Here is a 20,435-nt window from a genome sequence, read left to right as displayed (position 1 = left end):
TCACAAGCCGGGATGATGGCCCAGATCGAATACTCACAAAACGGATCGCGCAATCGTGGCGTACGCGGAACCCGCCTGCTGGCTGGGATCGCTTACCTTGTGGCGGCGGCTTGCCTGCTGCCCATGGTTGCGGTGGTGCTGGCAGCGGTGACGGGTGGGACCGATACGATCTCGCACCTGATGGAAACGGTTCTGCCGAGTTATACGGTGACCACCCTGATCCTTGTGGTGCTTGTCGCAACAGGTACGTTCTGCATCGGCACCGGCGCGGCCTGGCTGGTGACGATGACCCGATTTCCGGGTGTGCGGTTTCTTGAGATTGCCCTGGTTCTACCATTGGCTTTCCCGGCCTATGTTCTGGCTTATGCCTACACGTTCATTCTGGACCATCCGGGGATCGTACAAAGCACATTGCGGGACGTAACGGGCTGGGGTCCGCGCGACTATTGGTTCCCGGAAATACGCTCGACCGAAGGTGCAGCGGTGATGCTGATCCTTGTTCTGTACCCCTATGTCTATCTGCTGGCGCGTGCCGCGTTTCTGCAGCAAAGCGCAACGGCGTTTTTGGCGGCCCGGGCGCTGGGGAACAACCCGTGGCTGGCGTTTCGGCGCGTTTCGTTGCCAATGGCACGGCCGGCGATTGCGGGCGGCGTTCTGTTGGCGGTGATGGAGACCATCGCGGATTTTGGCACCGTTTCGTATTTCGGCGTGCAGACCTTTGCGACCGGTATCTACACCAGTTGGTTTTCCATGGCGGACCGCGCGGCGGCGGCGCAATTGGCGCTGTGCCTGCTGGTTTTTGCCTTGGTCATGGCTGTGGCTGAACGCACCCAACGCGGAAAGGCGAAGTATTATCAGGCAGGAAAACAACATGTGGCGCAACCGGCAGCCGATCTGACGGGCCTGCGCGCCTTTGGGGCCTTTCTGCTGTGTGCGATACCGGTTCTGTTCGGGTTCTTGCTGCCTGTGATCATTCTGGTCGAGATGGGGCTGGAATCGGAACAAAACCTGCTGTCGCGGCGCTATATCGGGTTTATCCAGAACTCGCTGACCCTGGCCGGAACAGCAGCGGTCATCACTGTCTTTGCGGCGATCAGCATCGGGTTCTTCCAACGTCTAAGGCCCGGGCGGGCGTCCTCTGCGACGGCTTATCTGGCGCGGTTGGGATATGCCGTGCCGGGGGGCGTGATTGCGGTGGGTCTGATCGTCCCTTTTGCCGGGTTCGACAATGCGCTGGATGCCTGGATGCGCAAGACATTCGATGTGTCCACCGGATTGCTGGTCACAGGTTCGATCTGGTTGCTTGTCGCTGCCTATATGGTGCGGTTCCTGGCAGCCGCGCTCAGCGCCTATGAAGGGGGTCAAAGCACGGTGCACGCCAATATGGATGCTGCTGCGAGGTCACTGGGTCAGTCACCGCTGGGGACCTTGCGGCGTGTTCATTTGCCTATTCTGACGCCATCCCTGCTGACCGCCCTGTTGATCGTTTTTGTGGACGTGATGAAGGAATTACCCGCCACGCTGATCATGCGGCCGTTCAACTTTGATACCTTGGCCGTGCAAGCCTACAGGTTGGCTTCGGATGAGCGGTTGGAGGGCGCGGCCGTGCCATCACTGGTCATTCTGGCCGTGGGTTTGTTGCCGGTGATCCTGATTTGCCGTCAGGTTGGTCGGCGGTAACACTTCTGCCTGAATTCTGGGGTCGTAACGCATCAGGCTTGATTCAAACGTGATTTCCGGCAAGGCTGGATGTATGAATATGCAGCCTCCCAGCCGGTTCTCGGCAAGTGCAGCGCAGATGCCCGTCGCCTTTGACCGGCATGAGATGTCCCAAATCCTGTCCGTTTATGGCCGGATGGTCGCCGCCGGAGAATGGCGGGACTACGGTATCTCGAACCTGCGTGACATGGCAGTGTTCTCGATCTTCCGGCGCACTGCTGAACACCCGATCTATCGTGTCGAAAAACACCCGCGGCTAAGGTCCCGACAGGGGATGTATTCTGTGGTCGGCATGGACGGTCGCATCCTGAAGCGCGGCCACGATTTGCGTGCGGTTCTTCGGGTGTTGGAGCGTAAGCTGATCCGCGCAGTTAAGCCCGATTAGAGCCTTTTGTGGGCCGTGACTGGGCCATTGCCCTGCGCCTGAATACGCTCAATAGCCTGATCCATAGGTTCAAACACTACCGCCATATGGCTGGCGTTGGCGTGTAAAATCATATTGTCTCCGGATACCCAGGCCACGTGACCTTTCCAGAACAACAAATCGCCCCTTTGTGCGGCTGACCCTTCGGCGAGTGTCGTGCCCAAAGCAGTTTCCTGATCGCCGCTGTCGCCGGGACACGGCACGCCGCAGGCCAAGAGCGCTGCTTGGACAAGACCGGAACAATCGATCCCAAATCGGCTGTTTCCGCCCCACAAATAGGGCGTCCCAAGGAACAACTCGGCCACTGCGACAGGGTCTTGCTGGGTCTCAGAAATTGGTGCGGTGTGTCCCTTTGGAACAAAGCCCAACTCGGTTTCCAGATAGCGATCTGTTTCCGCCAATACATGGACCTTGCTTCCGAAGCTGAGCGATTCCAAATCGCGGCTTTTGAAGTCTGCGCTTTCATATGCATGCGTCGCCGGTGCTTTAATCCAATGGGTGGCGGGAATATCATGGGTCAATTGATCCGTTTGCAGCCAGCCAGTGTACCCGTCTTTGTCGGCGATGACCCTGCTCCAGCCGTCCTTTTCATCTGCGACCTGAACCGTATCACCGAAAAGCACCTGCCTGTCGCGAGGCCCTTTAGGGTCGCGCAAAAGATCGACCACAGGCTTGGATATGCGCAGGCGAGTCATAGGCCCAACATCTCGGGCAAAGCGTTTAGAATCGCGCGAGGCCCTTGACCCAGACCACCCTTGCTGCGCCCGGGTTCCTTGCTGGGCTGCCAGGCGTAGATGTCGAAATGGATATAGCGGCGCGATCCCACGAACTTGCGCAGAAACAAGGCGGCGGTGATCGAACCTGCGAACCCGCCCGAAGGCGCATTGTCCAGATCGGCGATGCCGGGTTCGATCATCGCCTCGTAAGGTGTGTGAAACGGCATACGCCAGACCGGATCAGCCGAAACAACTGCGGCGTTGGACAGAGCCAATGCACAGGTCTCGTCATCCGTATAGAACGGGGCCAAGTCGGGGCCCACGGCGACGCGCGCCGCGCCGGTCAGCGTGGCCATCGAGATCACCAGATCGGGCTCACCCTCATCCGCGAACGTTAGGGCATCGGCCAGAACCAAACGCCCTTCAGCGTCGGTGTTGTTGATCTCAACCGTCAGCCCCTTGCGAGAGGTCAGGATGTCACCGGGCCGGAATGCGTTGCCCGCAACTGCATTCTCGACGGCGGGGATCAGGACGCGCAGCTGCACCGGCAGATTCAGCGCCATGATCATGCGCGCCAAACCAAGTACATTGGCAGCCCCACCCATGTCTTTTTTCATCAGCCCCATCGAGGCACCCGGTTTCAGGTTCAACCCCCCTGTGTCAAAACACACGCCCTTGCCCACAAGCGTCAGTTTTGGGCCACTGGTGCCCCAGTTCAGCTCGATCAGTCGCGGGGCCTGATCCGCGGCCCGCCCGACGGTGTGGATCATCGGGAAGTTCTGATCCAGCAGCGCGTCACCCAGGGTAACGTTGCACACAGCGCCAAATTCTCCGGCCAATGCCTCTACCGCCTGCTGCAACTGCTCGGGTCCCATATCTGACGCCGGTGTATTGACCAGATCGCGCGTAAAAGCCTCGGCCTGCGCCATTGCTTCGATACGCGCCGCATCCACCCCATCCGGCGCGACCAAAGCCGCTGATCCACCGGATTGTGAGGCATAGCGATCAAAGGCATAGCCAGACATCAGCCAGCCAAAACACTCAATCTCTAACCGATCCGAAGGGAGGCCAGACGCGATATGATAGACGCCTTCCGGCAGAGACAGGGCAGCAGCGGCCAGTGGGAACCGTTTGCGCGCGCGCTTTTCATCGGTTCCGTATCCGGCAAGCGCCATCTCAGCAGTGCCAGTTGCATCGGGAACCAACAATGTCTGACCCAGCGCCGCTGAAAACCCGTTTACTGCGACCCAGGATTGCACGTGCTGCGTCTGTTCGTGCAGCCACGCTTCAAGGTCCGGTTGGGCGATTACATGAAGCGGTATCGAGGTGTCGGAGGATGCGGCAAAGGACAGAGTCATATTTGTCTCAGCAGTTGATTTCTAAGCCCAGACTAGCCGCGCCTGATCCGCCTGCAACCCCTGTCAGACGGAAAGATCCTGTTGATCCCACACGGCCGTCAAAGAGCGTTCACCGACGCGGATCAGTCGCGCCAACGTTGCACCCGCTGCTACGGCATCACCGGCATCGACGGTTTGGGCCACATCAGTGGCTACACGCGCCAGCGCCGTCATCCCGACTTGCTCAGAGATTGCGACCAACGATTTGGCACATTTGCGAAGATCGGCCCATTCGCGATGCCGCCAGTGCCGTTCGCAGTTTGAAAGGCGTACAGCCAGTTCTTCAACTGTGCGGCACAGCACGTCCAGCGCGTTCTTGTCCCCCAATTGGCGGTACAGCCCATTGAGTTGATCCGGGTCCAGCCGGACGGATTCTTTGTGTTCAAGCGTTGTAATCTTATCCACCACATTCACCCTAGTTCTAACGCCCCCACGGCGTGGAACTGATATTGGAGGTAAATTCCTTTGCAAAACCTTGCGGGGAAATCGGATAATGGGTCGAATTTTCCTTGAATTCGGTTTAGAGCGTCCTAAAGCGAGAAGAACTGGGACATCATAATGGACTTTGCCAAGCCTTTGCCGACCTATCTGGTCAAGCGGTATCACGGGTGGAAAGCCACAACTTATTCCGAGAATCAGGTTTGGTACAAGCGGTTGGCAGAAGAGGGGCAACGCCCCCGCGCGATGGTGATTTCCTGCTGTGACAGCCGGGTTCATGTGACCTCGATGTTCGGGGCCGACCAGGGTGATTTCTTTATTCACCGAAATATCGCCAATCTGGTTCCACCCTACGCGCCTGATGGCGATCACCACGGCACCAGTGCCGCGATTGAATACGCCGTTACCGCGCTGAAGGTCGCGCATCTGATCGTGTTGGGCCATTCGCAATGTGGCGGCGTTCAGGGGTGCATCGACATGTGCAAGGGCGAAGCGCCGCAACTGGAAGCCAAAGAAAGCTTTGTTGGCCGTTGGATGGACATCCTAAAACCAAAATACGGGCTGGTCGCGGATATCGAAGACCCGGTCGATCAAGCCAGGCAATTCGAACGCCAGGCGGTTGTGGCATCTTTGGAAAACCTGATGACCTTCCCGTTTATTTCTTCGGCGGTCGAAGAGGGCGCGCTGAGCCTGCATGGTTTGTGGACCGATATCGGCGCGGGTGGCCTGGAATGCTTTGATCCCCATCAAAAGAAGTTTGTCTCGGTCTGACACCAAGCTGACATCGAAGAAACGAAACGCATTACGGTTCTGATTCAGAGCCGCAATCCTGTATGATATGTGCATGCGTTTCCAGTTTCGGAGATTGAGATGAAAGTTATTTTACGCATTCTGGCGGGATTGGGCCTGCTTGTTGTTGCGCTGATCGCGGTGTCGTATCTGTTGCCCGGCAAGGCCGAAGTGTCCCGCAGCATCACCATAGATGCGCCAGCCGAGGCGATTTTTCCCTACGTGAATTCCATGCAAGAGACGGAACAATGGTCTCCTTGGCTGCACCGTGATCCTGACACGCAACTTGCCTATTCCGGACCCGACAGTGGGGTTGGAAACACCCTGAACTGGGCCTCGGACCATCCGCAGGTTGGCACTGGTTCGCAGGTGATCGTCGAAAGCATTGAGAATCAACGGGTCCTAACGGAACTGGATTTCGGTCCGATGGGGACGGCCTCGGCGTTCTTCCTGTTGGAACCGGATGGAGGGGCGACATTGGTGACCTGGGGCTTTGAATCTGATTTGGGTCTTAATCCGATGTCCAGATGGATGGGGCTGATGATGGATAATTGGGTGGGCGGCGACTACCAGCGCGGCTTGACCAATTTGAAAGCGCTGGTCGAAAACAACAGTTGATCACGCGCGTTAAACTCGCCCTAAACAGCGGTGTTTAGACACTATTCAATGCGAAATCGGGCAAGTTTCCCAAGATGATCCGATCCCATGAACGGGCGCAGCTCGACAGTTCCGGTTGTGCCTTTGGGAAACAGCAGGTTGTCTATCGGCAAAGGCACCTTCCAACTGCCGAGGTTATGCGTGTTCAGCGCAGTTCCAAAACTTTGATTGTCTGCCGCCGCCGCAATCCTTTGGACGCTTGCCCCCCAAGGCACCATGTTGAAATCCCCTGCGATCAGGACAGGTCCGTCCAGATCCGCGATTCGATCCGCGATAACCTGGCTTTGTTGTGCCTGATCGTATGGAAACGGCCATTTCAGGTGCACCGAAACGATCCAAACCGCAGTCTCATCGGGTGCCTCGACCTGTACGCCGACCAATCCACTGCCCTTAAGGCAAAACTCTGAGTTTTCGACGATAGGCAGTGTCGTCAGGATGGCGACGCTCTGCTCGGGGCGAAAGCTGCATACGGCCTTGTATGGATAGTGTTCGAAGAGGTTGTTCATGTATTTTTGGTTGTGACTGGATACCTCCTGCAAAGTCACGATCTGGGCGTTGGAGGCGATGATATCGTCCGCCAAAGGATAGCGAGGCCAAGCCTTGCTCATCAGGTTCTTTTGATACAGCGTCAGGCAGGTTCCATTGCATTCGACAGACGGTGCAGCATAGCTGACGGCAATGGAGCTGAGAGCCATCACAGCAACAGCCAAGGTTGTCAGAGCCATGTATCTTGCGCGCAAGTAGAGCAGCAACACCGCACAAGGCAAAAGCAAAACCCCCGCCTGCGGGCGCAGCAGGGCAACCGAGTCCCCCACCGCAAAAATCTGTCCGGTAAAGCCAACAACGACAAGCGCCATCAGAATACTCGCGCACCCGATGGTCAGAGTTCTGCCAATTCTGCGTACGGTCGGAACCTGCATGCTCTGCCTCAACCACCTTGCGCGCGGCATGTCTTGTGACTTGGTTTGTCACATCTGCCGCAATCAAGGCTTGGTATTTAGGTGGCAAGCCCGCCCATCTTTGTCAACTGGTTGGGAATTGTTGGGTTCGGGGTCGTGCCGACGCGCTGGTTCAATTTAGAGCCGTGACTGGCGCGGTTCACGATACCGAGGATTCTGTTTCAGGCGCTGCATAGCTTCCATCTTCGCGGTGCACTTCACGCCCACTCAGCGGTGGATTGAAAACACATACAAGCCGCAAATCAGTTTCAGTGGCGCGCACCACATGGCGGTCATGTTGATCCAGTGCGTAGAGGGTAAATGGTTCCAGCGCGTGCCAGGTTTCATCACCGGCAGCTCGGATTTGGCCCTTTCCTGAGATGCAGTAACACGCCTCAAAATGATGCGTGTATTCCAGGTCAAGTGCCGCACCCTTTTTGATGATCGTATCCGTCAGCGAAAACCCCATACCATCCTTGGCAATCAATAACCTTCTGCTGTTCCAGCCTGTTCCGGAAACATCGTGGTCTGAACCAAGAACATCCTTGAGTGTTTTGACAATCATTTTTCACCGCCTTGTTGTTATCGTACCGCGCGGTTCATCCCGCCATCGGACAGAATATTCTGTCCATTAATATAGCGTGCCGCATCGCTCGCGAGAAATACACAAGCTTGTCCGATTTCTTCGAATGTCGCTGGCCGTTGAGCCGGGATTTCCCGACGGGCCCGGTCGGACAGGTTCACGTTTTCGCAGAATCCCGGCAACAGGTTGTTCATACGAATGTTGTGTCGTGCATACCGATCCCCGTGCAGCTTTGAGAAACTGTGCAGGGCGCCGCGCAACATGCTCATGGGATAGGCAGCGCGCGGTTCGACGGCATTCATGGACGAAATATTCACGAAAGCGCCCCCGCCTTGTTCGATCAGGATCGGTGTGACAATACGGGCGATCTTCACAACGTTAAGCACATACATGTCCAGGCTTTCGTGCCACAAAGCGTCGCTGAGCTCTAACAAAGGCCCATCAAAATCAGGATCAAAACCTACGGTCTTGATGGCTTCGGGCACCGATCCGCCATGACCCATATTGCTGACGATTGCATCAATCCGCCCATATTTGCTCATGGTGTCGTTGATCATCGCTTGCAAGTCATCGACATCCAGTACTGAACCGCGGCGGCCGATGCCTCCAAGCTCTTCTGCCAGTTGGACCGAGCGGTTGGACGGCGACATCAGCGAAACCTTGTAACCTGCCTTTGCCATTTCAATGGCGCAACCCCGGCCAATGCCTTGTCCTGTGCCTGTCATCAGGGCAACTTTGGTATTGGGCATGGTGTCCTCATTCATTCTATTGCAGTATGTGAGTTTTTCTGAATACCAGGTAATTTAATTCCTAAGATTGGTTATCGCCTATCGAGTTTTTTGAAGATTGGTATTAGGTTTTCTCACATGCCTGAAAACCTTAGACACCTTCGTGCCCTGCAGGCATTCGACGAAACCGCAACTCATTCCAACCTGACCAAGGCCGCAGATGTTCTGAATGTCACCCACGGGGCGATCAGTCGGCAAATCAAGTTGTTGGAACTGCATCTTGGCGCGACGCTTTTTCATCGCCGTCCTAATGGTGTCGAACTCACCAATGCCGGAGAACGCCTGTATCAATCAACGCGTGGCGCATTTTCGGCATTGCAGTTGGGCGTAACAGAGGTGAAGCGGTTACATCATCGCCAGTCAATTACAGTATCCTTGTCCACCTCACTGGCGCTCAAATGGCTTGTACCGCTGCTCACTTCGTTTCAACAGGAACATCCGGGTATTGCATTGTTGTTAGATACAAATGATGGCTTTGCGGATTTCGACACGTCCGAGGTCGATGTCGCCCTGCGGTTTGGAAAACCTGATTGGGAAGGCTTGCATCACGAACAAATCAGACGAGAGGAACTGGTTGTCGTAGCTGCGCCGTCCCTTGTTGGAACGCCACGGCACCCTATGCGCGCCAAGGACGTCGCGGAACTTCCATTATTGCACGATGCGTTCAATGTCGGGTGGGAGAGCTGGGCGTCGCAAGTCGGGCTGAGCACTGATCAGATCAAATCGCAAAACATAAAATACGTAGATAGTGCTGTATTGCTTGAGGCAGCGATCGACGGCCAAGGCGTTGCATTGGCTCGGCATCTTTTGGCGGAACGAGACTTGAAGCTTGGCCGGTTGATCCGTCTTGACGACAGCAGTGTACCATTGGATCGTGGGTTGTACTTTGTCTGCCGACCCGGGGATCAGGAACGCGTCACAGTGAGAATTTTCAAGAAATGGCTCATGTCGATTTGATCCCGTTTTCAAGTCGAGACAGTAGGCAAGTCTTTTCCGTCTCCGTTTGCAGAACATCGGGCTGTTTCTTGAACCTGTCTGGCTGGCAAAAACAAAAAAACCCGCTGATCAAACAGCGGGTTTTCTTTGGACTTTGAAAGGATTGAACCGTCAGCCCTTTTTCAGAACTTCACGGCCCAGCAGCTCGGCGATCTGGACAGCGTTCAGGGCGGCACCTTTACGCAGGTTGTCCGAGACGCACCACAGGTTGATGCCGTTTTCCACGGTCGAATCCTGACGGATGCGGCTGATGAATGTGGCGAAGTCGCCCGCGCATTCGATGGGCGAGACGTAGCCACCGGCTTCGCGCTTGTCGATCACCATGATACCCGGAGCCTCGCGCAGGATGTCGCGGGCTTCGTCTTCGTCCAGGAATTCTTCGAACTCGATATTCACGGCTTCGGAATGGCCGACAAAGACCGGAACGCGGACACAGGTGGCTGTGACTTTGATCGAGGGATCGACGATCTTTTTGGTCTCGACCATCATCTTCCACTCTTCCTTGGTCGAGCCGTCTTCCATGAAGACGTCGATTTGGGGAATGACGTTGAAGGCGATCTGTTTCTGGAACTTCTTCGGCTCAACTTCGGTTGTCGGGTTGTAGATGGCTTTGGTCTGATCCCAAAGCTCGTCCATGCCGTCCTTACCGGCACCCGACACCGACTGATAGGTCGACACGACAACGCGCTTGATCTTGGCACGGTCATGCAGCGGCTTCAGCGCGACAACCATCTGCGCGGTCGAGCAGTTGGGGTTGGCAATGATGTTCTTGTTTTTATAGTCGTGGATCGCCTCGGGGTTACATTCCGGCACGATCAGCGGAATGTCCGGGTCATAGCGATAAAGCGACGAGTTATCGATCACTACGCAGCCCGCAGCTGCGGCCTTGGGGGCATAGGTTTTGGTGGCGTCCGAGCCGATGGCGAACAACGCCATGTCCCAGCCGGTGAAGTCGAACGTGTCGATGTCCTGGGTCGTCAGTGTCTTGTCGCCAAAGCTCACCTCTGTGCCCAAGGAACGACGGCTTGCCAGAGCGGCAAGTTCATCGACCGGGAACTGGCGTTCCGCCAGGATGTTCAGCATTTCGCGGCCCACGTTACCCGTGGCGCCGGCGACAACGACGCGATAGCCCATTTCATGTCTCCAAAGTTAAGGACGCGCGTTCATAGCTGCGTTGCGGCGAAGAAAAAAGGGCTTTTGGCGTGGAATCGAACGTTTGACGTCGAATTGAAGCGCATCAGGCGCTCAGAAGTCGCTGGTAGAGCGCAACCAACGTCTCTGCTTCACCGTGAATATCGAAATTCTGTTCGACATGGGCGCGGGCGGCCTGACTGGCCTTCGACAGGGAATCACGGTTTTCCAGCATCTCCGCCGCTGCATCGGCCAGCGCTGGAATGTCGTCGGGGGCTACGACCCGGCCCAGCGAGGGGTCGGTCACGATCTCGGAAAACGCGCCAACATCCGTTGCCACAACCGGCACGCCGCAAGCCATGGCTTCTAGGGGGGTGAGCCCAAACCCCTCCCACCGTTGGGGTGCGATGAACAGGTCCAGAACCTGATACCATTCGGCAATTTGATCAACCGTGACCTCGGGCATGAAAAGGATGCGATCAGAGAGTCCCGCCTTCGCGACCTTGTCTTTCAGCTCGGCCAGAAATGCGGTGTGCTTTTCGGTGGCCCGGCCCATGACGATGCCCGACACGTCGTCGAACTGCCCACACAGATCGATCATCGCGTCGACAAAGGCATCTGTACCTTTTTGGTGCCGGATGCGGCCGTAGCATCCCAACAGCAGCCCGTCCGGCAGCCCCAGTTTCGTCCGAACGGCGGCCTTGTCCTGTGGGGGCGTAAAGTCCTCAAGGTTGATGCCATGCATGACAACCTGTGCGTCGCGTTCAAGATACCCGGCGGTTTTTTGCGATGTCGCTACAATCGCGTCCATCTTGCCGATCAGCCATTTGGTATATCCCGTGTGGGGGCGTTGGGATGCGCTGGTGAACAGCAGTTTGAGTTTCAGGCGGAATACGTTCCGCAGGATCAGGCCCAGAAGCATCTCGGTGTTGCGGCGGGCGTGCCAAACGCGTGTTGGACGGCGTGACAGAAAGGGCAGGCGACCTAGCGGGATATGCGGGATGTCAGCAGGCAGGCCCGGACCCGTTGCGGCGATGTCGATGGAGTGTGCCTGCAGCGGAACCAGCCTTGCGATGGTTGCGGTCACGCCCGAAAGCCTGCGTTTCAGATTTGGGGCTATGACGACGGGGTCTTTCACCGGGCTCTCCTGATGGCTGCTTCAGTCGACACTATCCCGGCTGAATAGATAGATCACGCAACCAATGGCAAGCGATATGGCAAAAAACCAGAATATCGCTGTGTAAGGCGCAGTTGACCCTGTCTGGACAGTGGCGGCATGAATCCGGCCGGTGACGAACTGAGCGACGCCCACACCGCCGATCCCGAACAAGTTCAGAAGGGTCACGCCACGGCCGACCAGATGCGGCGGAACGAAAGCCCGCCCATGGGCCATGATGACCGGAAAGCTGGCTCCGGCAAAGCCGATGACGGCCAGCAGCAAAACAGACAGCCAGATTGCGTTGTCAATCCACAGGCACAGCAAAGTCAACGCTGCGGCCCCCAGCGCATTGCCTGCAAAAATAACCCATTTTCGAGTGCCAAATATGCGATCCAACGGCCCATAGACAAATGTGCCAGCAATCATTGCGGCCCCCATGATCAGGGTCGCGGTGCCGATTTGTGTTGTGCTTAAACCGAAGACATCGTTCAGATATGGCCCGGCCCAAAGACCACGCAAAGCGGCAGAGGGTGCGTATGCGACCAACATCAGCGGCAGGATCAGCCAAAGCGTGGGTTCTTTCAACAGGTCCAGCAAAGACCCCTTGTGATCCGTTTCCGCCTTCTCTGGGTCGTGTACGGTCAGCCAAATACCAACCGCAATAGCAGCGGACATACCGGCCAGACCCACCATTGTGGCACGCCACCCCATCCACTCTACAGCAAGGGCTGTCGGGTATGATGCCACAAGATTACCGACCGACCCCACACCCAGCATCACAGCAGCCAATGTGGCAAACCGAGCAGGAGGGTATTCACGTGCGAAGATGAAATATGAGGCCATAAGAACAGGAGAGCACCCAACACCGATCAGCCCCATGGCAATGCTGATGTGCAGTGGCGATGAAGCAGCCGCAAAAACTCCGGCACCTCCTGCGCCACCAATCAACAGCAGTACCGCTGCGGTCAGCCGGGGCCCAACCCGATCCAGCGCCCAGCCGACCGGGATTTGCATCGCGGCAAAAACCAGAAACCAAAGACCCGAGGCAAATGCCAGATCTTCAGGCGTTGCGCCGATGTCCCGTTCCAGATCGAGGCTGAGAACAGCCAGAAACGCGCGGAAAAATTGGCTGAGCACATAGCCCAGGCATAAAACCACCAAACCTGCCTGCATAACTTGCCCCTTTTTGCGCACTTTAGGCAAAGGCTTGGCATGCCATGATGCAACGCACAAGCGTGTGTAGTATGTTTCAGAAACGCGACTTGGACCAACGTCCACCTAATTTATGCTCAACATTGATTTGAGGGGGACCATGAAAGACCTCCATTCCGAGTTTTATGAAAACCTTCCCCTCTTGCGGGATTTTACCTTGGTTGCGGATCCGGCACGGTTTTCGGCTGTCCCGGACGATTGGGTATTGGGTGTTGCAGACATCGTCGATTCAACCGGTGAAATCGCGCGGGGCCGGTACAAAACGGTTAACACGGTCGGAGCCGCCGTGATTTCAGCGATGATCAACGCCATGGACGGTAAGCTGTTTCCTTATGTCTTTGGCGGTGACGGCGCTGGTTTCGCCGTGCCACCCAGTCAGGTCGACGCGGCACGCGATGCTTTGGCCGCCTTGCGGCGCTGGGCGGAGGAAGAGTTTTCCATGCCGCTGCGCGCAGCATTGGTATCGGTGGCAGATATCCGAGCCGCCGGCCGAGACTTGCGCGTAGCCCGCTATGCGCCATCAACCGGTGTGGATTATGCGATGTTTTCAGGCGGCGGCTTGGCCTGGGCCGAGGCTGAGATGAAAGCAGGCCGCAATATGGTTGAGCGTGCCGAGCCGGGGGTACAGCCGGATCTCACCGGCCTGTCCTGCAGGTGGTCCAACAGTATGGCACGGCATGGTCAGATCGTCTCGCTGGTTGTGGAGCCCACGGCGTCGGCCACAGAACGTGACTTTGCCGATCTTGCCCAATCTGTGCTGTCCATGTCGGAGCAACTGGAGCGCGCGGGTCATCCTGTGCCCGAGAACGGCCCGCCCATGAAATGGCCACCACCGGGCTTGGAGATTGATGCCCATGTGTCGCGCAACGGACGGAATATGATGCTGCAAAAAATCGTTTTGCTGTTTCAGAATTTGCTTATTGCGATCTTGTTTAAATCGGGAAAGCGCATGGGCCAGTTCGAGCCGGACCACTACAAGCACATGGTCAGTAGCAATGCGGACTTTCGCAAGTTTGACGACGGTTTGAAAATGACGCTGGATTGCGACCCGTCCACGCTGAAGCGTATCGAACAGATGCTGGAAGAGGCGCGGGCGCGTGGCAAGATCAAGTATGGGCTGCACGCACAAGACGAAGCGATGATGACATGCATTGTGCCCTCGGCCACGCGCGACGACCACATGCATTTTGTTGATGGCGCGTCCGGTGGGTACGCTCAGGCCGCTGCAGCCATGCGTGCCTGACAGCTCACTTTTCCTTCCACTGCTCCGACAGTGAACGGGCCGCCTGCGCCAGCAGCATCACGTCAATGCCAACGGCCAGGAACTGTGCCCCCATATCCTTATAGGCTTGCCGTGCTTCGTCATTGGTTGCAAGGATGCCCGGTGCTTTGCCGGCGGCCTTGATCTGCGCCAAAGCGTCACTGATGACTTTGCGCATCTCGGGCGCAGCGCTGTTGCCCTGATACCCCATGTCGGTGGACAGGTCGGCGGGGCCGATGAACACACCATCCACGCCGTCAACTTGCAGAATGTCATCCAATGCGGCCAATCCGGCGCGGGTTTCAACCTGCAACAGCAAACAGATCTCTTGATCTGCCGTCTGGATATAGTCCGAAACAGATCCGTACATCGTCGCGCGTGACGCCATCGCGCCTACGCCGCGCATACCGGTTGGAGGATAGCGACACGCGCGAACCAGTTCACGGGCCTGTTCGGCGCTTTCGACAATCGGCACCAAAACGGTTTGCGCCCCGGCATCCAGAACCATCTTGATCAACCACGTCTCGCCAATTGGAATGCGGACCACCGGATGTGACGGGCTGGCCGCCAATGCCATCAGCTGATCCCGTATCGAGCGGATGTCATTTGGAGCGTGCTCTCCGTCAATCACCAACCAATCGAAGCCTGCGGTCCCCATGATCTCAGCTGTGACAGGTTCGGCAAAACTCATCCAGCATCCGATCTGGGGTTTTCCCTGATTTAGAGCCATTTTAAACGCGTTTTCGGGGGCAGCCATTGGGTCTCTCTTTGTCACATATCCAAGGTTTTCAAAGGACTCCGGTTGGGCCCTTTGCGCATCTTCTCTGATGGTTTTGAATTGTCCAGCGGGAATGTGAAGCTGTCAGGGGCGTTGTTGAATTTGACAGGTCCGTTTGTTGTCTTGATTGGGTCCGGCGTATTCACGGGAACGTGCGGTTTGCTTGCGAAAAAGCTGAAATTCGGCGATAATTTTAGCATGACCGACGATCTGCCTCTGACGTCGCGATCTTTGCCCATTGCGCTTTTGCGGGCGCGGGAAAAGGTTATGGGACCCATCCGTGCCATGCTGGCTAACGCTGGTGTCACCGAACAGCAATGGCGTGTGTTGCGTGTCTTAAACGAAGAGGGTCCGCAGGAACCAACGCATCTGGCTGACCGCGCTTGTCTTTTGTTGCCCAGCCTCACGCGGATTTTGCAGAAACTTGAGCAGCGCGGATTGATCTCAAGGCGGTCCCATCCCGCAGATCGCCGTCGGCAGATTGTTAAAATCAGCGCAAGCGGCGTTCAGGTCATTCGCGCCAATCTCTCTGTAAGTATCGCACAGGCGGAACGCATTCGATCTCAGCTTGGGGCTGAAAAGCATGAGCTTTTGCTAGACCTTCTGAACGACTTGAAGGATCTCGACCCCTGACCAAGGTCTACTTTAAGGAACTTTGTCAGGGACCCCGCCGGAGAATGTAGGGGGGGTTCTCCGACGGGGCGGCCAGACTCGGACTGGATATTATGTGCCTGGCCCGAGGCCGGTTGCGTCACGTGTAGCCTGACGGTCCGGCCTGCGCTTCGGAGTGTGTGCCGAGCCAAGAAAGGCTCTAATCAAGGCATTTTACCCAAGGGGTGGGTGTATGCCTTTGCTCTCCGAAATAAGTGTTGCCAAATGCCGACTGATAGGTGGTTCCGAAATGTTGCCCAGGCAGGTCGGTTCGCCATAAAAGCAAGTTTGGATTTCGGGCGTTCGTTAGGTCGGCTTCACAACTTTCAAGTAAGGAGATAGTTCAACTTATGCCTGAGCCAAGTCGTATGTGTTCTTCCCCAGACGATGCCATAAAGGCGGAAGTGAACTGGCTTGGAAACGGGCATTGTGTTGGCCACCTGAATTGAGCGACTTCGCGCTGAAACATCGCAATAGCCTTGGCGAGTTCCGGCGTGTTTTTCTGTGTTGCTGACCGGCCCGACGCTCGTAAGATGAAGCAGCGCAATTGTCAGAGAGCACCATGTCAAACAGCCTTTTTTCCCTTCCTGACCCGGTCACAATTCCTGTTATTGGCAAAACGGCCGCGTATCCCGTTGGGCGCATATTCTGCGTTGGTCGAAATTATGCTGCCCACGCGGCTGAAATGGGAAACGAGGTCGATCGCGAAGCGCCTTTTTACTTCACCAAGTCAGCCGCAAACGCAGTTTTGTCCGGGGCAAAGGTTCCGTACCCTGCGGGCACCGAGAATTATCACCACGAAATGGAACTGGCGTTGGCCATCGGGAAACCGGTGTTCCGCGCGAACAGTTCGCAAGCTTGGAACGCTGTATACGCTTATGGCTGCGCCCTCGACATGACCCGGCGTGACCTGCAGATACGAGAGCGAAACAAGCAGCGCCCCTGGGATCTGGGCAAAGATGTTGAAAACGGCGCTGTATTTGCCCCTCTGACATTAGCCGAAGATTGGTCTCCGGACGCGGACAAGCGCATCCGGCTTCGTGTGAATGCTGAGATACGTCAGGATGCGACACTTGAGGAACTGATTTGGAAGATTGATGAAATCATCTGCCATCTGTCCGGCTTTTATCACCTGCGCCCCGGCGATCTGATCTTGACGGGCACGCCGGCCGGTGTTGGACCGGTTGTGGCAGGGGATGTTCTGAACGGTGAGATTGACGGGCTCGCGCCGATCGAATTGACCCTGACGGATGCAGAATAGACCCTATTTAGGGTCTTTTAGCCAGTTGTTGGCAAACTCGACATGCGTCACACCCGCCAACCGGCGTACCCGGTCCAGTTCGGCGTTCAAGCGTCGGGTACGGGCGTCGGACCAGCGTACTCCGCGTTCGGGCCATAGGGCTTTGACGTGCAACATGTCGCGGTCGCGATGCGCTTTCATGTCAATCCGGCCAATCAAACGATCACCTTCAAGCAGGGGGAAAACGTAGTAGCCATAGCTGCGCTTGGGTTCCGGCACGAAGACCTCGATCCGATAGTGAAAGCCAAACAACCGTTCTGCGCGATTACGGTCACGCAGCATTGGATCAAACGGGCTGAGCACGCGGATGCGCCCGGGTGGCGGGGGCAGGTCCAAACTCTGGTCCGCCAGGTTTGGGCGGGCAAAGACCTTACGGTGTCGCCCATCAGCGCAGGTGATCTCGATCTCTTCTATGTCGCCTTTGACCAGCGCCCTGGCGCACCAGCTTTTGGCTTCTGCTGCGCTGACCGTGTCCCAGAATGCAGCCAACTCGCCTGATGTCGCAAATCCAAGCCGGTCAAGTGCCGCGTTGCACAGCCAATCCACAGTCGCTTCTGCATCGCAGTGCATGTTCCCCGGACAGAGTTGGGTTTCAATAACCCGCTCTGTCAGGTCATAGCGTTTCTGAAACCCCTCGCGACCAACAACTGTAAGCGCGCCAGACCGCCACAAAAACTCCAAGGCGGTTTTTGACGGGTGCCAATCCCACCATCCGCCCGAGCCTTTCTTTTCGTCCTTGCCCACGTCCGAAGAGGATACTGGCCCATTGTCTCGGATGTGCTGCAACACCGTTTCAAACTGTTGTTCAAACCCATCCCGTCGCCAGTTCTTCCACCGTGCCTTCAGCAAATCAGCGTCGCGCTGAAAGCGTAGATGCCAGTGGGGGTAGAACTCCATCGGGATCACAGCCGCATCATGCGTCCAATGCTCGAACAGCCCTTTTTCCCTTTCATAGAGCCTTTTCAGGTGCGCACCACGATAGCTGGGTCTGCGCGAGAAAAGGATCAGATCATGGGCGCGAGCGACCGTATTGATACTGTCAAGCTGCACAAAGCCTAGCCTCTGGATCAAATCCAGAAGCGCATCGCCCTTGGCCTCTCCCGATGGTTGTTCTGCCAGCGCGTGGCGGTCCATGAAAACGGCCCGAGCCGTTCGGTTATCGAGCCGTTTGAGGGGGGCCGTCATCGCCGCTTGAGGGTGTCGCCAAAGCTGATCTTTGGGGTCAGTGTCGCGCGCGTTTCAATCTCAGAATCGGGGTCTTTCAGGCGTTCGGCGATGATTTGGGCGGCGTGGCGGCCAATCTCAAGCCGGCAGGCATCCATCGTTGCAAGCTTGCGCGGCAGACCCTGCAACAACTCGACATTGTTAAATCCGGCCAAACCGATCTGTCCTGGGATGTCGATGCCTTGTTCCAGCAGGTACAATAAGCCACCCGCGCCGATCATGTCATTGGAGTAATACAGAAAATCCAGATCGGGAGAACGTTCCAGCATCGCCTGCGTCATCTCGCGCCCCTTCGCAAGGGCCGAGCCGCCGGAATAAAACTCGCGGTCTTCGATTTCGATCCCGTGCTTGCCCAATACCTCGGTGAAGCCTTCGAAACGCTTCCGGGCGCGGTGATCCAGCGGCATTTTGGTGCCCATGAAACCGATATGCTGATACCCGGCTTTAAGGATGGCCTGCGCCATTTCGCGCCCGGCGCGACGGTGCGAGATGCCGACCATCGCATCCACTGGCTTGCCGTCGGTATCCATGATCTCGACCACAGGAATGCCCGCTGAATCCAGCATGGCGCGTGCGGCTTCAGTATGTTCCAGCCCTGCAATGATCACACCAGAAGGCCGCCACGAGAGCATCTCGTACAGCACCTTTTCTTCTTTTTCGGGCAGGTAGTCGGTCACGCCCACAACAGGCTGCAATTCGGTGTCTTCCAGCACCTGATTGATACCTGTCAGAACCTCAGGAAAAACCATGTTCGACAGCGACGGGATAATGACCGCGACCAGATTGACCCGGCTGGACGCCAGAGCGCCCGCGATCTTGTTGGGCACATAGCCAAGCTCTTTTGCGGCGGCCAGAACGCGGGTGCGGGTGGCATCTGACACATCCCCCCGGTTCCGCAAAACCCGGCTTACCGTCATTTCGGATACTCCAGAAGCCTCGGACACATCGCGAAGGGTAAGCGGGCGTTTGGATTCACTGTTCACGGGAGGCACCTGTGTTGTTGTTTTGCCCGATGGTAGCGTGAACAGGTCTGCGTGTACAACAATTGTGCAAAGCCGATGACAACCCGGAAAATCCCGGTTACAGAAGGCCACACACGGCCCCGTGGCTCAACTGGATAGAGCAGCCCCCTCCTAAGGGGCAGGTTGCAGGTTCGAATCCTGCCGGGGTCGCCATTTTCTTCAAGTCTTTCGGATATTGGCGGGTGATGGAACACGATGCCCCCGGGCTTTGTGGGTGCATCAAATGCGTTGTCTGCACGGCGGATAGCTGCGTAAATTGCGCAAGCTTGCTTTGGGAACACAAAAGTGCCGCTGAGATACGCAGATATTTATCCGTCTGAACCGCTGCTCAACAGTGATGCGATGGATCGTCCTTCAGCAGCGGCGCTGATGTCTGTGCGATACTTTCAGGCAGAGCCGGACCAGATGCCCGAAGAAGTGTTTGCGGAACATCATGTGTTGTTGAATTTGCAGGACAGCCCCCACCGCGTGCAGAACTGGCGTGATGGCACGCTGCGGGATTTCACCTTTTGCAAAGATGAGGTCATTGTTACGCCCGCAGGCGTGCGGTCAGGCTGGCGGTGGTTCGGGCCATCGGATGTCATAGTTGTCACACTGGACCCGGCCAAGGTGGACCGTTTTGCGCAATCTGAGCTTGGGATGCTTCTTGATCCGCAGCAATTCCGGGATCTGCCGCAATTTTCCGACCCTGACCTTTGCGTTGCAGGTGTTCTGTTGCGGGATGCGCTGGAGACGGATGATATGTCCTCGGCGGTTATGTTCGAGGCCATGAGCCGGGTGTTTCTAGTCAAGCTTTTGCAGAAATACGGAAAACGCCGCGCCGAAGATATTGAACTGTCGTCGCGGTTCACATCCCAGCACTATCAACGCGTTCTGGCTTATGTGCAAAAGCGCCTGGATCGCACGATCACCGTTGACCAACTGGCGTCCGAGGCTGGAATGAGTACGTCGCATTTTGCCCGAGTCTTCAAGGAAACGCTTGGGTCAACGCCTATGCAGTATGTTATGTCGTTCCGGATTGAGCAGGCGATGAAGATGATCGAGGATTCCGGCCGTCCCTTCGGGGACATTGCGCTGGCTTGCGGGTTTTCGGATCAGGCGCATTTCACCCGCAGCTTCAAGCAAGTCACCGGACAAACCCCGCGTGCCTTTCGGGCTGCGCTGAACGGTTAAAGCGGAATCTCTTCGAAAAGCAGACGGACCGATTGTAGCCGGTGTCTTTTAACTTTCATGTCATCGGGCTTGCGCCGAA

21 protein-coding genes and 1 tRNA gene are annotated in these 20,435 nt (G+C 56.6%); 10 read left to right on the top strand and 12 right to left on the bottom strand.

Features of this window, described 5'->3' with window-relative positions; all coding sequences use genetic code 11:
* Positions 1 to 15: 15 nt before the first annotated feature.
* Positions 16 to 1,680 carry an iron ABC transporter permease gene (locus tag GOV90_RS08180; protein WP_171092940.1) on the top strand — a complete coding sequence of 555 codons (1,665 nt, stop codon included), beginning with the start codon at positions 16 to 18 and terminating at the stop codon, positions 1,678 to 1,680.
* A 73-nt stretch (positions 1,681 to 1,753) separates the two neighbouring features.
* A complete protein-coding gene (locus tag GOV90_RS08175) occupies positions 1,754 to 2,104 on the top strand; it encodes a DUF2794 domain-containing protein (RefSeq protein WP_171092942.1) in 351 nt (116 codons plus the stop codon).
* Here the strand turns inward: GOV90_RS08175 and GOV90_RS08170 are convergent.
* From GOV90_RS08170 to GOV90_RS08160, 3 genes are all read right to left on the bottom strand, one after another.
* On the bottom strand, positions 2,101 to 2,838 hold the full coding sequence (locus tag GOV90_RS08170; protein ID WP_171092944.1) for a C40 family peptidase: 738 nt from the start codon (positions 2,836 to 2,838) through the stop codon (positions 2,101 to 2,103). The genes GOV90_RS08175 and GOV90_RS08170 overlap by 4 nt on opposite strands.
* Entirely contained in the window at positions 2,835 to 4,217 is a 1,383-nt protein-coding gene (locus tag GOV90_RS08165; protein WP_171092946.1) for a M17 family metallopeptidase, read from the bottom strand. The genes GOV90_RS08170 and GOV90_RS08165 overlap by 4 nt, the downstream gene beginning before the upstream one ends.
* A gap of 63 nt (positions 4,218 to 4,280) precedes the next feature.
* Positions 4,281 to 4,670: a hypothetical protein gene (locus GOV90_RS08160; protein WP_171092948.1), complete on the bottom strand. Its 390-nt coding sequence runs from the start codon at positions 4,668 to 4,670 to the stop codon at positions 4,281 to 4,283.
* A gap of 144 nt (positions 4,671 to 4,814) precedes the next feature.
* Between GOV90_RS08160 and GOV90_RS08155 the strand changes: the two genes are divergently transcribed.
* Both GOV90_RS08155 and GOV90_RS08150 read left to right on the top strand, forming a co-directional pair.
* The gene (locus GOV90_RS08155) at positions 4,815 to 5,465 is read left to right on the top strand and encodes a carbonic anhydrase (protein ID WP_171092950.1); all 651 of its coding nucleotides are present in this window, start codon (positions 4,815 to 4,817) and stop codon (positions 5,463 to 5,465) included.
* A gap of 99 nt (positions 5,466 to 5,564) precedes the next feature.
* A complete protein-coding gene (locus GOV90_RS08150) occupies positions 5,565 to 6,101 on the top strand; it encodes an SRPBCC family protein (RefSeq protein WP_171092952.1) in 537 nt (178 codons plus the stop codon).
* A gap of 41 nt (positions 6,102 to 6,142) precedes the next feature.
* Here GOV90_RS08150 and GOV90_RS08145 read toward each other — a convergent pair whose 3' ends face one another.
* From GOV90_RS08145 to GOV90_RS08135, 3 genes are all read right to left on the bottom strand, one after another.
* Positions 6,143 to 7,060 carry an endonuclease/exonuclease/phosphatase family protein gene (locus tag GOV90_RS08145; protein ID WP_171092954.1) on the bottom strand — a complete coding sequence of 306 codons (918 nt, stop codon included), beginning with the start codon at positions 7,058 to 7,060 and terminating at the stop codon, positions 6,143 to 6,145.
* A 178-nt stretch (positions 7,061 to 7,238) separates the two neighbouring features.
* Entirely contained in the window at positions 7,239 to 7,643 is a 405-nt protein-coding gene (locus GOV90_RS08140; protein ID WP_171092957.1) for an ectoine synthase, read from the bottom strand.
* 17 nt (positions 7,644 to 7,660) lie between these two features.
* Positions 7,661 to 8,410 (bottom strand): SDR family oxidoreductase, encoded by a 750-nt coding sequence (locus GOV90_RS08135; RefSeq protein ID WP_171105767.1) that lies wholly within the window; start codon positions 8,408 to 8,410, stop codon positions 7,661 to 7,663.
* A gap of 117 nt (positions 8,411 to 8,527) precedes the next feature.
* On the opposite strand from GOV90_RS08135, the gene GOV90_RS08130 reads away from it, so the two are divergent.
* The gene (locus tag GOV90_RS08130) at positions 8,528 to 9,406 is read left to right on the top strand and encodes a LysR substrate-binding domain-containing protein (protein ID WP_171092960.1); all 879 of its coding nucleotides are present in this window, start codon (positions 8,528 to 8,530) and stop codon (positions 9,404 to 9,406) included.
* A 150-nt stretch (positions 9,407 to 9,556) separates the two neighbouring features.
* On the opposite strand, the gene GOV90_RS08125 is transcribed toward GOV90_RS08130, so the two are convergent.
* The 3 genes from GOV90_RS08125 to GOV90_RS08115 all read right to left on the bottom strand — a co-directional run bounded on the left by GOV90_RS08125 (position 9,557) and on the right by GOV90_RS08115 (position 12,908).
* On the bottom strand, positions 9,557 to 10,579 hold the full coding sequence (locus GOV90_RS08125) for an aspartate-semialdehyde dehydrogenase (RefSeq protein WP_171092962.1): 1,023 nt from the start codon (positions 10,577 to 10,579) through the stop codon (positions 9,557 to 9,559).
* Between the two features lie 103 nt (positions 10,580 to 10,682).
* Entirely contained in the window at positions 10,683 to 11,714 is a 1,032-nt protein-coding gene (locus tag GOV90_RS08120; RefSeq protein WP_171092965.1) for a glycosyltransferase family 4 protein, read from the bottom strand.
* A 21-nt stretch (positions 11,715 to 11,735) separates the two neighbouring features.
* A complete protein-coding gene (locus GOV90_RS08115; RefSeq protein WP_171092967.1) occupies positions 11,736 to 12,908 on the bottom strand; it encodes an MFS transporter in 1,173 nt (390 codons plus the stop codon).
* Positions 12,909 to 13,047: 139 nt separating this feature from the next.
* On the opposite strand from GOV90_RS08115, the gene GOV90_RS08110 reads away from it, so the two are divergent.
* A complete protein-coding gene (locus GOV90_RS08110; RefSeq protein WP_171092969.1) occupies positions 13,048 to 14,190 on the top strand; it encodes a DUF3095 domain-containing protein in 1,143 nt (380 codons plus the stop codon).
* Positions 14,191 to 14,194: 4 nt separating this feature from the next.
* On the opposite strand, the gene GOV90_RS08105 is transcribed toward GOV90_RS08110, so the two are convergent.
* Complete coding sequence (locus tag GOV90_RS08105; RefSeq protein ID WP_171092971.1) at positions 14,195 to 14,965, bottom strand: HpcH/HpaI aldolase/citrate lyase family protein; 771 nt, start codon at positions 14,963 to 14,965, stop codon at positions 14,195 to 14,197.
* A gap of 219 nt (positions 14,966 to 15,184) precedes the next feature.
* Between GOV90_RS08105 and hpaR the strand changes: the two genes are divergently transcribed.
* Both hpaR and GOV90_RS08095 read left to right on the top strand, forming a co-directional pair.
* Positions 15,185 to 15,619 carry a homoprotocatechuate degradation operon regulator HpaR gene (gene hpaR / locus GOV90_RS08100; protein WP_171092973.1) on the top strand — a complete coding sequence of 145 codons (435 nt, stop codon included), beginning with the start codon at positions 15,185 to 15,187 and terminating at the stop codon, positions 15,617 to 15,619.
* A 580-nt stretch (positions 15,620 to 16,199) separates the two neighbouring features.
* Positions 16,200 to 16,898 carry a fumarylacetoacetate hydrolase family protein gene (locus GOV90_RS08095; RefSeq protein WP_171092975.1) on the top strand — a complete coding sequence of 233 codons (699 nt, stop codon included), beginning with the start codon at positions 16,200 to 16,202 and terminating at the stop codon, positions 16,896 to 16,898.
* Between the two features lie 3 nt (positions 16,899 to 16,901).
* On the opposite strand, the gene GOV90_RS08090 is transcribed toward GOV90_RS08095, so the two are convergent.
* Entirely contained in the window at positions 16,902 to 18,071 is a 1,170-nt protein-coding gene (locus tag GOV90_RS08090) for a winged helix-turn-helix domain-containing protein (RefSeq protein ID WP_253284798.1), read from the bottom strand.
* A gap of 47 nt (positions 18,072 to 18,118) precedes the next feature.
* Entirely contained in the window at positions 18,119 to 19,144 is a 1,026-nt protein-coding gene (locus tag GOV90_RS08085) for a LacI family DNA-binding transcriptional regulator (RefSeq protein WP_171092978.1), read from the bottom strand.
* A 115-nt stretch (positions 19,145 to 19,259) separates the two neighbouring features.
* Between GOV90_RS08085 and GOV90_RS08080 the strand changes: the two genes are divergently transcribed.
* A tRNA-Arg gene (locus tag GOV90_RS08080) sits at positions 19,260 to 19,336 on the top strand.
* Between the two features lie 132 nt (positions 19,337 to 19,468).
* Positions 19,469 to 20,356: an AraC family transcriptional regulator gene (locus GOV90_RS08075; RefSeq protein ID WP_171092980.1), complete on the top strand. Its 888-nt coding sequence runs from the start codon at positions 19,469 to 19,471 to the stop codon at positions 20,354 to 20,356.
* Positions 20,357 to 20,435 lie beyond the last annotated feature (79 nt).

Origin of the sequence: Ruegeria sp. HKCCA5929 (genome assembly GCF_013034525.1) — a bacterium.
Classification (GTDB): domain Bacteria; phylum Pseudomonadota; class Alphaproteobacteria; order Rhodobacterales; family Rhodobacteraceae; genus Ruegeria.
This window is presented reverse-complemented; position numbering and strand designations above follow the sequence as displayed.